Annotated in this window: 6 protein-coding genes; 5 read left to right on the top strand and 1 reads right to left on the bottom strand. The window is 61.8% G+C overall.

Going from position 1 to position 15176, the window contains the following annotated elements; all coding sequences use genetic code 11:
• The first annotated feature begins 52 nt into the window (after nucleotides 1–52).
• The 4 genes from nth to AACP62_RS00975 all read left to right on the top strand — a co-directional run bounded on the left by nth (nucleotide 53) and on the right by AACP62_RS00975 (nucleotide 10831).
• Complete coding sequence (gene nth, locus AACP62_RS00990; RefSeq protein WP_339346499.1) at nucleotides 53–700, top strand: endonuclease III; 648 nt, start codon at nucleotides 53–55, stop codon at nucleotides 698–700.
• Between the two features lie 10 nt (nucleotides 701–710).
• Complete coding sequence (locus tag AACP62_RS00985) at nucleotides 711–2243, top strand: ABC transporter substrate-binding protein (protein ID WP_339345758.1); 1533 nt, start codon at nucleotides 711–713, stop codon at nucleotides 2241–2243.
• Nucleotides 2244–2287: 44 nt separating this feature from the next.
• A complete protein-coding gene (gene valS, locus AACP62_RS00980; RefSeq protein ID WP_339345757.1) occupies nucleotides 2288–5029 on the top strand; it encodes a valine--tRNA ligase in 2742 nt (913 codons plus the stop codon).
• Nucleotides 5030–5347: 318 nt separating this feature from the next.
• Entirely contained in the window at nucleotides 5348–10831 is a 5484-nt protein-coding gene (locus AACP62_RS00975) for an RCC1 domain-containing protein (RefSeq protein ID WP_339345756.1), read from the top strand.
• Between the two features lie 65 nt (nucleotides 10832–10896).
• Here the strand turns inward: AACP62_RS00975 and AACP62_RS00970 are convergent, their stop codons facing one another.
• A complete protein-coding gene (locus tag AACP62_RS00970; RefSeq protein WP_198183092.1) occupies nucleotides 10897–11253 on the bottom strand; it encodes a chorismate mutase in 357 nt (118 codons plus the stop codon).
• A 163-nt stretch (nucleotides 11254–11416) separates the two neighbouring features.
• On the opposite strand from AACP62_RS00970, the gene AACP62_RS00965 reads away from it, so the two are divergent.
• The gene (locus tag AACP62_RS00965; protein WP_339345754.1) at nucleotides 11417–15172 is read left to right on the top strand and encodes an RCC1 domain-containing protein; all 3756 of its coding nucleotides are present in this window, start codon (nucleotides 11417–11419) and stop codon (nucleotides 15170–15172) included.
• The last annotated feature ends 4 nt before the right edge of the window (nucleotides 15173–15176 follow it).

The following is a 15176-nucleotide window of genomic DNA, read 5'->3' as shown; positions in this document are numbered from 1 at the left end:
AAACCGAAAGCGCCCCCAGGGCAGGGAAAGCAAGGCCCGACGCCTGGCCCGCATGCACGAGGAGTACCGCATCCTCTGCCAGGTCTTTCCCGAGGCGGTCTGCGCCCTGCACTTCCGCAACCCCTTCGAACTGCTGGTGGCCACGGTCCTGAGCGCCCAGACCACTGATAAGCGGGTCAACTCGGTGACCCCCGAACTCTTCGAGCGCTACCCCGACCCCGAATCAATGGCCCAAGCGCAGCCTGCCGAACTGGAGTCCATCATCCACCCGGTGGGCTTCTACCATGCCAAGGCCCGACACCTCCTGGGGCTGTCCCTGATGCTGACCGAGGACTACGGGGGCAAGGTCCCCCAGACCATGGAGGAACTGACCAGCCTGCCCGGCGTGGGGCGCAAGACCGCCAACGTGGTCCTGGGCAATGCCTTCAACATCCCCGGATTCCCGGTGGACACCCACGTCACCCGGGTCACCGGCCGTCTGCGCTGGCGGACCGACTGGCGCAGCGCCCACCCCGATCCGGTGAAGATCGAGCATGAGATCTGCGACTGCTTCCCGCCCGAGGACTGGACCAATCTGTCGCACAGGCTGATTCTGCACGGCCGGGCCACCTGCCACGCCCGCAAGCCCGACTGCCTCCACTGCCCCTTGGCTGAAACATGTCCCAGCGCCGAACTCCTGGCCGGACCAGCCTCTCGGTAGAATCAAAACCATGGCACGCGGCAGACACAAACAAATCAGATCCGGAATCATCTTTTTCCTGGTACTGGCGGTCCTGACCGCGGGCACCTACATGGCCTGGCCGCTGGTTACGGGCCAAGGGGGCTGGCGGGTGCCCTGGGCCCAGGAGGGTTCAGGCCGAATCGTGCGCATCCGGGCCCGCCAGGCCCCCGTCTCCCTGGACATCCGCACCGAACCAGGACGCGCCACCGACCAGGCCCTGATGGGCAACGTCTACCAGACCCTGACCAGGCCCGACGCCAAAGGTCGGCCGACGCCCGGCCTGGCCCAGAACTGGGAGGTCTCCGCAAACGGCCTGCTCTATACCTTTCATCTGCGCAATGACGCCCGCTTCGCCGACGGCCGCCGCCTGACCTCGGAGGATGCCCTCTGGTCCCTGCACCAGATCATCGACCATCAGTACCAGGGCCATCGGGATCTGGACGGACTGGCCAGGGTCACCAACCCCGATGATGCCACACTGGTGATCGGCCTGAAGAGCCCGAACGCCAGACTGCTGACCGCCCTGAGCGGTCGGGCGGGCATAGTCTACGACCGCCAGGCCCGGGTCAACTATTCCACTCGATCAGCCGGTTCAGGCCCCTACCAGGTGGATGACTGGCAACCTGGCACAAGCCTGACCCTGACTGCCAACAAATCCTACCGAGGCCCGGACAAGCCCGCCATCGGCAAGGTGATCTTCACCTATACCGGCAGTCCGCAAGAGACCGTCAAGGATCTGGACCAGGGACGCCTGGACGCCGTAGTGGACTTGGACCCTGCCACCGCCGCACAGGCCCACAAGGCGCCGACCGCCACGCCCAGCACAGACAATGTGGTCCTGGCCTTCAACAACATAGCAACCAGCCCGCTGTCCGACCAGCATATGCGCGAGGCCGTCCGCTACGCCCTGGATCGAGAAGCCATTGCCAAACTGGAGGGAGGCGGAGCCAAGGCGCTGGGCGGACCACTCAACCAGCTGAGCCCCGGCTACGATCCTGATCTGCAGGCCTTCCCCTTCGACCGGGCCCAGGCGATTCATCGGTCCTCCTACTACCGCCCCTCCTTCTTTAAGAACGGTCTGCGTCTGGTCTATCCCCGCGAATTCGGCAGCCAGGTGGGCGAGCTGATGCGCACACAGCTCAAGGCAGCAGGCATCCCCACCCAGGTCTCCATGGTGGATCAGCCCACCTTCCGCGACCAGGTGCTCAACCGCCGCGACTACGACATGGCCCTGATGGTCATGGACAATGATGAAATCGACCGCTTCGCCGACCCCGACTCAACCATGCTCTTCGACAATGTCGATGTTCAGAATTCCTGGAAGCAGGTGACGGACTGCACCGACCAGAACACCTATGCCGAACGACTGAAGGCCTTTGCCCGACAGGTCAGCGACCTCTCCCCCAGCGACTGGCTGTATCAGCGCACGCCCCTGGTCCTCACCGCCCCCCGCCTGAAGGGCATGCCCAGCTCTCTGTTGGACCGCTACCTGCCCCTGTGGAACCTGCGCATCCAAGGGTGAAAAGGCCGGCACCCCTTGTCACTGTTCGTCCATAAAATGCTGGTATGTCTGCTGAACACCAAGGAATCGTCAATGCCCATCTGACCCCCCTGCCCGACAGGGTGGGCGTGGATGGCCTGGAGGAAAAGTGGTGCCGCGACTGGGATGAGTCCGGCGTCTACCGCTTCCGCAACACCCGCGAGCGCTCCGGTGTCTACTCCATCGACACCCCGCCGCCCACGGTTTCGGGGCATTTGCACGTCGGACACGTCTTCTCGTACACCCATACCGACGTGATCGCCCGGTTCAAGCGGATGCAGGGCTACGACGTCTTCTACCCCATGGGCTGGGACGACAACGGCCTGCCCACCGAGCGGCGGGTCCAGAACTATTACGGTGTCCGCGTGGACACCTCGCTCAAGTACGATCCGGACTTCAAACCCCCCTTCCATGGGACTAAGGGCAAGAAGATCAGCGCCAAGGACCAGGTGCCCGTCTCCCGTCAGAACTTCATCGAACTGTGCGAGGAACTGACCGCCGAGGACGAGAAGCTCTTCGAGCAGCTCTGGCGGTCGCTGGGCCTGTCGGTGGACTGGTCGCAGACCTACCACACCATCGGCGAGCATCCCCGCCGTGTAGCACAGAAGGCTTTCCTGCGGAACCTGGCCAGGGGCGAGGCCTACCAGAAGGAGGCCCCCGGGCTCTGGGACGTGACCTTCCAGACCGCCGTGGCCCAGGCCGAGCTGGAGTCGCGCGAGTACGACGGCTTCTACCACAGGGTGGCCTTCCGGTTTGCGGACGGCACGCCGATATACATCGAGACCACCAGGCCTGAGCTGCTGGCGGCCTGTGGAGCCCTGATCGCCCACCCGGATGACAAGCGCTACCAGAAGTATTTCGGGCAGAAGGTCTACTCCCCCCTGTTCAAGGTGGAGGTGCCCATCCTGGCCCATCCCGCCGCCGAGATGGACAAGGGCGCCGGCATCGCCATGTGCTGCACCTTCGGCGACGTGACCGACGTGCAGTGGTGGCGGGATCTGAATCTGCCAACCAGGTCCATCATCCAGCGCAATGGACGAATCGTCATGGACGTGCCGGACTGGATCACCGATGAGGGCGGACGGCGCATTTTCGAGCAGACCGAGGGCAAGACCACCTTCTCAGCCCGCAAGATCATCGTGGATGCCCTGCGCGAGTCCGGCGACCTGGACGGCGAGCCCAAGCCCACCAAGCGCATGACCAACTTCTACGAGAAGGGCGACAAGCCCCTGGAGATCGTCACCTCCCGCCAGTGGTACCTGCGCAACGGCGGCACCGACCAGAAACTGAACCAGGAGCTGCTGGAGCGCGGCAAGGAGCTCAACTTCCACCCGGACTTCATGCGGGTGCGCTACAACAACTGGGTCGAGGGCCTGAACGGCGACTGGCTGATCTCCCGGCAGCGCTTCTTCGGAGTCCCCTTCCCCCTCTGGTATCCGGTCAAGGAGAACGGCGAGACCGACTACGCCCATCCCATCACCCCGGCCGAGGACAGGCTCCCCATCGATCCCAGCACTGATGTGCCCGAGGGCTTCGAGGAATCCCAGCGCGACCAGCCTGGCGGCTTCACGGCCGAGAAGGACATCATGGACACCTGGGCCACCAGCTCCCTGACCCCCCAGATCGTGACCCACTGGGCCGAGCCGGGCGAACAGGATCAGGCCCTCTTCAAGGCCACCTTCCCCATGGACCTGCGCCCCCAGGGCCAGGACATCATCCGCACCTGGCTCTTCAGCTCCATGGACCGCGCCCACCTGGAGAACGGCTGCCTGCCCTGGAGCGACACCACCCTGTCGGGGTGGATCCTGGATCCGGACCACAAGAAGATGAGCAAGTCCAAGGGCAATGTGGTGGTGCCGGACGAACCCATCAAGAAGTATGGCGCCGATGCCGTGCGCTACTGGGCATCCTGCGCCCGGCTGGGCCTGGATGCCACCTACGATGAGGGGCAGATGAAGATCGGCCGCCGCCTGGCCGTCAAGCTCCTCAACGCCGTCAAGTTCGCCCTGGCCATCGGTCGGGAGGATGAGAACCATAAGGTCACCCGGTCAGCGGAGGCCACCTGGAACCCCGCTGACGTCACGGTCCCGTTGGATCGCGCGGTTCTGGCCGGCCTTGCCCAGGTGATCGACCAAGCCACCAAGGCCCTCGAAGCCTATGAGCACTCCAAGGCCCTGGAGGTGACCGAATCCTTCTTCTGGGACTTCTGCGACAACTACATTGAGCTGGCCAAGAACCGGGCCTATGGGACCGCGGATGCCACCGGCAGGACCCCTGACGAGGCCCAGGTGCTGAGCGCCCGCACAACCCTGGGGCTGGTCCTGGATGCTCTGGATCGTCTCCTGGCACCCTTCCTGCCCTTCGCCACCGAAGAGGCCTGGCAGTGGATGCACCAGGGGGACGGATCGGTCCACCGCGCCTCCTGGCCACGTCCGGAATCCTACCGGGCAGCTGCCCAGGGCCAGGATCCGGCTCTTTTGGCCTGGGCAGGTACGGCCTTGGCCTCCCTGCGGCGGATCAAGTCCGAGGCCAAGGTCTCCATGAAGACCCCCATCCTCTCAGCCTCCTTGAGCGTGGCGCCGGAGGGCCTGGAAGCCGTCAAGGCCGCCCTGGACGACATAGCCGAAGCGGGCAGGGTCACCGGAGATTTGGATCTGGTCGAGGAGACCGCTCAGTCCGAGGCGACGGGAGCCGGCGAGGATGAGGCGGGCATCCGTGTGACCACCAGCCAGCTGGGCGAGCCCCCCGCCAAGAAGCCTCGCAAGTAGGCTTCACAATTCCCAATGCAACCGGGGCGGTTCAGCCATAGGCACCACCCCGGTTTTTTGTCGGCGTCACTGGTGACAACGGCAATCCGCAATGCCAATCGAACCACCGTCGCTCATACAAAAAGTGCGGCTTCCACAATCAACGGCATGCCTCTTGCAACGAATTTGTCCTGCAAGGGCCTGATCACGACACTATGAACTGCTCGAAGATTGCAATGCTACAGTAGAAGTTATAGAGGGACTTTATTTTAGTGTGCACCGACGCAGATTTTGGGGCTACGACCTGGGGAATCGGCACGCTTGGGGAGGAAGAATCGAATGGGGAATGCTCATGGCATCCGCAGACTGATGACACTGACAGCCATGGTTGGGTTGGCACTGATCGGCGCATCAACAGGAGCATACGCAACCACAGGCGATACGGCACCTTCGCCTACCACGGAAACGCCCTCTCCCAGCCCGTACAGCAGCGTGAGTCCATTGCTCAGGACGGGCGGCGAGGCAGAGGCCGGGGCCGCTGCTCCGACCGCCACACCATCACCGCTGGCCAGCAACAATCCCTCGCCTTTCAAGTCCATCCTACCGTTCAACGAGAAAAAGACGGACAAACCCATCAGGAACAGCTCACCGAGAGCCAAGTCGCCACAGACCAGGGATTCATCCTCATATACCCTTACCTTCGAGCCTGACGGGGGCTCGCTGACGTCCGGCTCACCGGCCTTGAGCCAGACAGTAACCTCAGGCCATCTGGCATCACCTCCCACCGTCGCCAAATCAGGTTACCTGTTTGACGGATGGTTCCTGAAGGGCTCCGACGTGGCCTATGACTTCGGCAAGCCGGTCACCAGCACGCAGTCGCTGACGGCCCATTGGTCATCGGTCAACGACGCCCAGTGGACGACGGCCGACGTCAGCGGCGACGACACCGGGGGCTCTGCAATCACACTTACACCCCCCAAGCCCAGAGGGGTCAGATTCGCACAGGTCAGCGCCGGTCATGACCACACCCTGGCCGTAGGCTCGGATGGCCACGTTTATGCCTGGGGCGACAACAGCAAGGGCGAGCTTGGCGACGGCACCACAACCAACAAAAACACGCCAGTGCGGATTACCGAAAACGAGGCCATCAAGGGAAAGACCTTCATATCCGTCAGCGCGGGAACCACATTCTCCATGGCCCTAGCCTCGGACGGCACCGTCTACACCTGGGGCGACAACAGTCGCGGCGAACTCGGCAACGGGTCCACCACGAATTCTTCAGTACCGGTAAAGGCGAATCTTAATGCCACCATCACCGCCATCAGCGCCGGATACTGGCATGCCATGGCCCTGTCCTCCAGCGGGACGATCTACACATGGGGAGACAACGAATACGGCCAGCTCGGCAACGGGCACACGGGCGTCAACGTCAACTCTTCACCAGCAGCGGTCTCTTCATCCGGCGTCACCTTCACCACCATCAGTGCCGGATACGATTTTCAAACGGCGCTGGACAGCCAAGGACATGCCTACGCCTGGGGACGCAACCAGGGCGGCCAGCTCAGCATCGGCACCATGGACGGCACCAGCAGTGGTTCCAACGTCTACACTCCATCGCGCATTTACGGCGACTCGACCGGCAACCCAGACAGCACAGTCTACACCGACATCGATGCAGGGTACCTGCACGTCCTTGCACTGAGCAATACAGGCAAGGTGTACTACTGGGGTTATCCCCTGACCAAGGGCAATGACGCCAATACCGACAGCGTTCACTCCTTCTACCCCAGTCTGTTAAGCTGGCCCACGGAAGCGGCGACGCCTGTTTCAGTCAGCGCCGGGGACTACTCCTCTGCGGTGGTCGACTCTGCGGGCAGCCTGTACATGTTCGGCAGCAATTCCAGCGGCCAGCTGGGCGATGGAACCACAAATCCTAAATCAATCATGACCAAGGTGAGCCTGACAGGCGTCACAGTCGCCGCATTCGATGTCTGCCGGCACAGTCTGGCCATCGGCTCGGACGGGCTCCCCTACAGCTGGGGGGAAGCGAAAAGCGGCAAGCTGGGACAGGGCAGCAGCGGGCCTCAAAGCGGCTCACAGACCAAGCCTGCGGCGGTCAGCCCACCCCAGATAGATCTGGCCAAGGTGACCTTTGGCAAGACTGATGTTGCCAAGACCGACAGCGGTAGTCTGATCAGCCGAACTTCAGCAGGTGACGACGCTTGGAGTGCGAATACCCCATGGAAGGTCACTACCCCACACCACACTTACGGAACCACCAAGATCAGGATCAACGACGGTCAATGGTCCATTGGCGGTGCTGCACAACAGGGGCAAAGCATTGGCAACTATACATTCACACCCACTGCCCAGAAGATCACCTTTGATTCGGACGGAGGCTCATCAGCCTCGGACCAGTTCGTCACCGCAGGCAAGCAGGCTTCGCCTCCCACCGTCACCAAGGCAGGTTTCCTGTTCGACGGCTGGTTCATCAAGGAGGCGGACGGCAGCTCCAATGTGGCCTACGACTTCAGCAGTCCGGTCACCGGGCCACTGAATCTGAAAGCGCATTGGTCTTCGTCAGACATGAAATGGAAGACCTCGGATGCCCTCCATGGCGACGACACCGGGGGCTCCAAAATCACCCTGACTCCCCCCAAGCCCAGAGCAGTGAGATTTGCCCAGGCCAGCGCCGGGCGCTATCACACCCTGGCTGTGGGTTCTGACGGACACGTATACGCCTGGGGGAATCAGGCCAGCGGCGGACTGGGAAACGGCAAAGACTCAGGCACGGCAACAACTCCGGTGCGAATAGCCGAAAATGATGCCATAAAAGGAAAGATCTTCATAGCCGTCAGCGCCGGCGACACTTACTCCATGGCCCTGGCCTCCGACGGCACGGTCTACACCTGGGGCAGCAACGGCAAGGGACAGCTCGGCAACGGCACTACCGATAATTCCAACGAACCGGTAAAAGCACAGACAGGCGATGCCAAAATCACCGCCATCAGCGCAGGACGGTCATACGCCATGGCCCTGGCCTCGGACGGCACGGTCTACACCTGGGGCAACAACCAGTTCGGCCAGCTCGGCATCGGCAACTATGACAGCCATTCCACCCCTACCAAGGTCACGGCGCTGTCCGGCATCACCGCCATCAGCGCAGGATTTACCTCGGGCACGGCCCTGGACAGTCAAGGCCATGTCTGGACTTGGGGCCAGAACGACAAGGGGCAGCTTGGCAACGGCGCCCCTAATGACAGTCCGACACCGACACGTGTCCAAGACCTGGACACCGGACAGCCTGATACCCGGTTCTATATCGCCATCAGCGCGGGCTACCAGCACGTGCTGGCGCTGGATACGGATCATGGCCTCTATGGATGGGGTTCCGGCACCGCCATCGGCTCCACTACAGATACAAATGTCAGTACGAGAGGATCCACCGCGATCAGCTTCGGAGCCGATGACGTCAACATCACCGCCATCAGCGCAGGCGACGATGGATCGGAAGCCATAGACGACAGCGGAAGGATCTATACCTGGGGCAAGGAGGGCTACGGCCAGCTGGGCAACGGCGTGAACGATAATACGGCATGGCAGACCAATCCGAAAGCCATCACCCTGGCTCAGTCAATAAAGGCTTCCGCAGTGTCCACCTCCAGCCATCACCAGACGGCCATCGGGTCTGACGGATTGCTCTACACCTGGGGATACAGCTACTACAACCAGCTTGGACGAAACGGGGCATCCTCAGTGCCCGGCACCACACAGCCGCCGCAGATCACCCTTATTAAGGTCATCTTCGGCACCATGGCCAGCAGCACCAAGCCGGCCACAAACCTGACCCAGACAGGCAAAGACACCTGGGATGCAAACCAGGATTGGACCTTTGTCACGCCCGCGTACCCGTACGGCCCCTCCAGCTTCACCATCACATGGACTATTGCCGACGATACCGGAGACTCAAGGCAGACACAGCAGTTCGACTACACCTTCGATCGGACCAAGAAACGCATAACGCTTGACCCTGAGGGAGGTACTGGAGCTGCATGGACAAGCAAAGACATCGAGGAAGGCGAATTGGTACCCCGACAGACCGTGGCCAAGACGGGCTTCCTGTTCGACGGGTGGTTCGTCAAAGCGGCTGACGGCAGTTCAAATGTTGCCTACGACTTCGGCAAGCCGGTAACGGACCCGTTGACCCTGGTCGCGCACTGGACGCTTTCGACTCAAATGACCGTCGACCCAACCGTCAGTCCGTCCACTGGCGGATACCAGGTCACCATCACTCCGCCCTCGCAGCGCGGCATCCGCTTCGCCCAGGTCAGCACAGGCAAAAACCATTCCTTGGCTGTCGGCAGCGACGGCAATGCCTACGCCTGGGGAAACAACAGCACGGGACAGCTCGGTAACGGCAGCAAGGACAGCAGCAAGACGCCCGTCCAAGTGAAGAAACCATCCGACGCAGGTACCGACTTCGCCTACACCCAGGTAAGTGCTGGATATGGATTCTCGTTGGCCCTCGGCAGTGACGGCAATGCTTACGCCTGGGGAGACAACGGCAGGGGGCAGCTCGGCAAGGGCACCGCAGGCGGCACCAACACGACGCCCGTCCAAGTGAAGAAGCCATCCGACGCAGGTACTGACTTTGCCTACACCCAGGTAAGTGCAGGAGGCTATCATTCCCTGGCCATCGGCAAGGATCATCAGGTCTACGCCTGGGGAGACAGGAGCAACGGCGGACAGGTGGGCGACGGCAACACGAGCGGGAACGCCCCTGCCCCTGTAGCTGTCAACGCAAGCGCCACCAGTCCTGGATTCCAGGCTAGACAGGTCAGTGCGGGATATCAGCACTCTCTGATTATCGGCATAAGCGGGCAAACCTACGCCTGGGGATACGGCGACAGCGGTAGACTGGGCAACAATGCCAAATCCTCACAGGCCACTCCTGTGTCGGTATCGTCACCCGTGCAATATGAGGACGGGTCAATGGGATTCTTCGCCACTCAGGTCAGCGCAGGAGGCTCGCACTCCCTGGCCATTGGCAGAGACGGCAAAGCCTATGCTTGGGGTGCGAATACCGATGGGCGACTGGGTACCGGAGACACCAATGATGCCGCAATACCAACCCCGGTGGCCGATCCCGACGGAGGCAGCGATGGATTCAAACCCACCGAGATCAGCGCCGGAGGATGGTTCTGCGCAGGAATCGACGACAAAGGGCGAATCTACACCTGGGGAAACAACGGTCAAAACGCCCTGGGCAATGTCTCCATCTCAGGATCCATCAGCACATCCCCCATTTTGGTGAGCAAGGACGGTAGCACCATACAGATAAGTGCAGGCGAGCGCCAAGTCCTGGCCATCGACTCCGACGGCATGGCCTACGGTTGGGGTGACAATGGCGGCAAGCAGCTCGGCACCAATTTGGACAGCGACTCAGTCAAGGCGGCCACCTTGGTCTGCCCGCCGCAATTGACCATCAGCTCGGCCACAGTCGGCACGGATCCGCATACTGCATCAGTTCTTGAACTGACCCGGAGCAGCACAGCCGACACATGGGGATCATGGAATACCTGGACCTTCTATACCCCAGCCTTCAAGGCAGGCCAAACAACAGTCAACATCACTTGGAATGTGGGCCAGGGCAATCCTCATACCGAGAACCTGCCCTTTACCTACAGGGATATTCTGCCCCTGACCGGCAGCCAGGGTCTGCTCGTCATACTGCTTGTAGGACTTTTCGTGACGGTGACAGTCCTGGCAGCGAGGCAACATTACCTGGAAACAGCCCATCAGGCTCCAGCAAGCACGCGCTGAAATTTCATGGCCGACGGCATAGGAGTTGACACGGGACGTCGGCCATGAAACTACGACGGATTTCCTCAGCGTAAGTTGGTCTGGCCGGCCAGCCGTTCGTGGTCGCGCTTGGCGGTGTCGGCCACCAGATGCAGGTAGGCCTCGGCCAGATCAGGATCCAGCCCGTAATCATCAGCCTTATCTCGCAAGGCAGCTATCTGTGTGCTCTCCCGGTGCATATCCGCCGAAGCGAATCCTGCCTGCGCCTTGAGCAACCCAATTCGGTGGGTCACCCGGAACCGTTCGGCAAGCATGGCGACAACGGCGGCATCGATGGTGTCCACATCGGCACGCAGTTCCTCAACCTGGCGGGCGGCCTGGGCCTGGGGACCCCCACTCCGCGCCTGGTCATCAATCACTGTTTCCGTCTTCTCAGAGCTCATGAAATACCAGTCTAATCAAACGCTCCAGGCGACTATGCCGGGCCCCTCTCCACTTTGGCACTGGTGTTATTGTAGTGGATGGAATTATTGACTCTTGGGGAGAGTCTCGTTCGCCTACACCTGCCTATACAAGTGCCGGACGCATGGGGGAGGATGCCTTCACATGAAGATGGTACGTAGTCGTCGCGTCACAGTGCTCGTCAGTCTATGCTGCGTCCTGGTCGCCTGCAGCATGCTCGGCCTGCAGTTTGGCCAGGCAGCGCCGGAATCCAATGGGACCGCAGTCGCAACTCAGGGAACTGGGGCAATTGGTACTGGAGCCAATACCCCCGGACAGATTCCTTCGGTTTCCCCCGGTCCGTCATCATCGCCATCCGGCATTCCCACCCTGGCCAATGGCTCTCGTGCGACGGCAACAGGACAATCAGCGCCTGCTGCCAGCACATCGCCCACCTCGCCGTCCTCGCCTTCGCCCGGCACCGCAGGTTCCCCGGAGCCGACCTCAACCGCCTCTTCCCCATCGAATGCCACCAGCCACACGGTCACTTTCGACTACAACATGCAGTCCGTGGCTCCGACAACTTCGACTGTGGCCGATGGCGCCCAGGTTGCGCGCCCCAGTCCTGAACCCACCCGCCGAGGATTCGTTCTCGAAGGTTGGTTCGCAGGCAAGGTCGCTTACGACTTCTCCGCTCCTGTGCACACAGACCTGACCCTGAAAGCCAAGTGGGCCCGGGCCGACCAGACCTGGACCATGCAGCCGCAAGAGGGACCAGAATCAGGAGGCACCGGAGTGACCCTTACCCCGCCCCCGCCCTCCGGTGTCCGTTTCAGCCAGGTCAGTGCAGGCATCCGGTTCTCACTGGCTTTGGGATCGGATGGCAACGTCTATGCCTGGGGCTATAATGCTGGTGCTCAGCTGGGCGATGGCACTGTTGTCAACAAGTCAACGCCCATAAGGGTGCCCCGGCCCGAAGAAGTCCGCAATGACAAGGATTTTCGGTTCGTCAGCGTCAACGCTGGTCGGTTCTTCAGCATGGCCCTGGACAACCATGGCACCCTCTGGTCCTGGGGATACAACTATCTGAAGACCTTGGGCAACCCTAATGTGGCTGACAGCGGCATGCATAACTATTCGGAATACCCGGTCAAGGTGATGCTGCCTGAAGGAGCGCCGGCCGGATTCACCTACAAGGCCGTCACCGGCAGTCACAATCACACCCTGGCCATAGGATCGGATGGCAACGTCTATGGCTGGGGAACCTGCAGTGAAGGAGAAACCGGCCGCCATAAGTGCGACGGCATATGCGACTCCACGCCCAGCCTCATCCAGGGATTCGATAAGAACCACAAAATCATAGCTGTGCAGGCAGGAATGAACTACTCAACAGCTCTGGATGACGCTGGCACGGTATGGTCATGGGGAAGCAACCTTTACCACCAGTTGGATCCATCCGCCGGCGCGGTCGTAGGAAACTATACGCCGATCAAGATCCACGGCCTTGACAAGGTCCATGTGGTGGCCATCGCAGACGGCTTCGAAAACACTCTGGCCCTGGATGACCAGGGAAGGGTCTGGACCTGGGGGATGAACGAAAACGGCCAGATCGGCAACGGGTCAAGCGCAAGCAAGACCGAGGTGTTCAAAGACCCCGTCCAGGTCAGCTTCCCCCAGGGGACCAGAATCACCGCCATCGCTGGTGGCTGCCATTACGGTTCCAACCATGCCATAGCTCTGGATTCCAATGGCAATATCTGGACCTGGGGCGACAATAGCTACGGACAGATGGGCGACGGCAAAACCTCCGCAGCAGACAGCCCCCAGACCACTCCGGAACGCTTGGAGGATCCGAACCTTGCCGGCCGACACTGGATCAGTATCGACGCTGGCGAGGATTTTAACCTGGCTATCTGCGACGACGGCCTGACCTACAGCTGGGGACGTGACGACGAGGGCCAGCTGGGTCAAGGCACTAGCGGTGATGCCGGCCATAGCCGACCCTCCGCGGTCGCCTTCCCCTGGCCGGCAAAACTGACTGGACTCCAATTCGACACTACGGATATCACCACCGGAATGCAGGCGCAAAAGAACGGGACCTGGACGGCCACCACCCCGCCGCACGCCCCAGGGCTAGTGGATGTGGCCCTGACATGGACCTTGAACGATCAAGAACAGACCCTGGTCCACCTGCCCTTCCGCTACCTGGCGCGCGGGGTGACCGTAACCTTCCAGTCGGAGAGCGATTCACCAGCGCCTCCCAGCCAGAGTCTGGAAGCGGGAGAGCGGGCAATCCGCCCAAGTGCTGACCCGACCAAGGCCGGCTATCGCTTCGATGGCTGGTTCCTAGGCAAGACCGCCTACGACTTCTCCAAGCCAGTCACCAGTTCCATGACGCTCAAGGCCCACTGGAGCCCTGAGAGTCAGAACTGGACCATGACACCAGACCATGGAACCGAGATGGGCGGAACGAAGGTCACCCTGACGCCGCCAGCCCTGCGGGGCATTCGCTTCAGCCAGGTCAGTGCCGGTTCCCACTGGTCCCTGGCCCTGGGATCCGACGGGAAGGCCTACGCCTGGGGCAAGAACAACAGCAGCCAGCTGGGCAACGCGAACATCGCCAAGGGCGGCACCAGCACCATGCCGGTCCGAGTGGACATGCCCGAGAAAGCGGAAGCCAGCTTCGTCTTCACCCAGGTCAGCGCGGGCCGCGACTATGGCCTCGCTCTAGGATCCGATGGAAAGGTCTATGCCTGGGGCAACAACGATGTCGGCCAGCTGGGCGACTCCACCCTGAATGCCCAAAGCCGGCCCCACCTTGTACCCGGCCTGCCGGCCAAGATCCGGTCCATCAGTGCAGGCGGCGGACATGCCTTGGCTCTGGATTCCCAGGGACGAGTCTGGTCCTGGGGTGCCAACCAGTACGGGCAGCTGGGCCTGGATAACGCCGGTGGCGATACCGTCTCGCCAGACGGGCGAACCAGCCCTGCCATGGTGACCGGAATCCCGACGACCATAACGGCAATCAGCGCCGGAAGCCGGTATTCACTGGCCATGACCGTGGATGGACAAGTCTACGCCTGGGGCACCAATGATTCCGGCCAGCTGGGCGATCCCAGCCTGCCGGTCAATGCCGACGGCGCCAACCCCACACCGTCTGCCGTTCAAGGACTGACGGGCGAGATGAGCGCCATCAGCGCCGGAGACCACCAGGCTCTGGCCCTGGATTCCCAAGGACGCATTTGGGCTTGGGGACAGGTCAAGGGCGAGAACAAGAAAACCCCTGCCCTATTGACCCTTCCCGACGGACTGCCGACGGGGTTTGCCATCACGCAGATCAGCGCCGGCACCGGAGCAGCCTCCGCCCTGGGCTCCGATGGACAGATCCTGACCTGGAGCAATGCCGCAGAAGGCTCAGACCCAACATCCTTGGCCAAGCCCGAGGACACGCCTGCAGATTTCAGTTTCACAGCCGTCAGCACGGGCGACCCGAGCTCACTGGCCCTAGGCTCCGACGGCCTGGCCTACGGATGGGGTGCCGACGATGCCGGCCAACTGGGCGACGACCAATCCGGACCGGACCTGAACAGCAAGACTCCACAGGCTGTTGTGATCAGAAGCCTGGTTAAGACGGTCACCTTCGCCGGACTGGCTACAGAGGGAACCCCGCAGTATCAGAACGGCACCTGGTTGGCAATCACTCCTCGTTACAGGCCCGGGCAGGTGGATACCGTCATTCAATGGAGCCTGGTAGGCGTGGATCAAAAGGATCAGACCCTGCCCTACACCTACGACCAGTTGGCCGTCCTGCCCCTGACCGGCAGCACTGGCGTGATTCTGCTGATCATAGCTGGCCTGCTGGGCATGGGAGCCGCCATGGCTGCCAGATTCCATCGGCGGGAGAACAAAATGGCAGCATGACAGG

Source organism: Bifidobacterium apis, from assembly GCF_036986835.1.
GTDB classification, from domain to species: domain Bacteria; phylum Actinomycetota; class Actinomycetes; order Actinomycetales; family Bifidobacteriaceae; genus Bombiscardovia; species Bombiscardovia apis_A.
Note: the sequence above shows the minus strand (reverse complement) of the source record. Positions and strands in the feature narration are given on the sequence as shown.

Excerpts from the sequence above, each read along its gene's own strand:
- nth (WP_339346499.1), top strand. The coding sequence starts at position 53 with ATGCACGAGGAGTACCGCATCCTCTGCCAGGTCTTTCCCGAGGCGGTC.
- AACP62_RS00985 (WP_339345758.1), top strand. The coding sequence starts at position 711 with ATGGCACGCGGCAGACACAAACAAATCAGATCCGGAATCATCTTTTTC.
- valS (WP_339345757.1), top strand. The coding sequence starts at position 2,288 with ATGTCTGCTGAACACCAAGGAATCGTCAATGCCCATCTGACCCCCCTG.
- AACP62_RS00975 (WP_339345756.1), top strand. The coding sequence starts at position 5,348 with ATGGGGAATGCTCATGGCATCCGCAGACTGATGACACTGACAGCCATG.
- AACP62_RS00970 (WP_198183092.1), bottom strand. The coding sequence starts at position 11,253 with ATGAGCTCTGAGAAGACGGAAACAGTGATTGATGACCAGGCGCGGAGT.
- AACP62_RS00965 (WP_339345754.1), top strand. The coding sequence starts at position 11,417 with ATGAAGATGGTACGTAGTCGTCGCGTCACAGTGCTCGTCAGTCTATGC.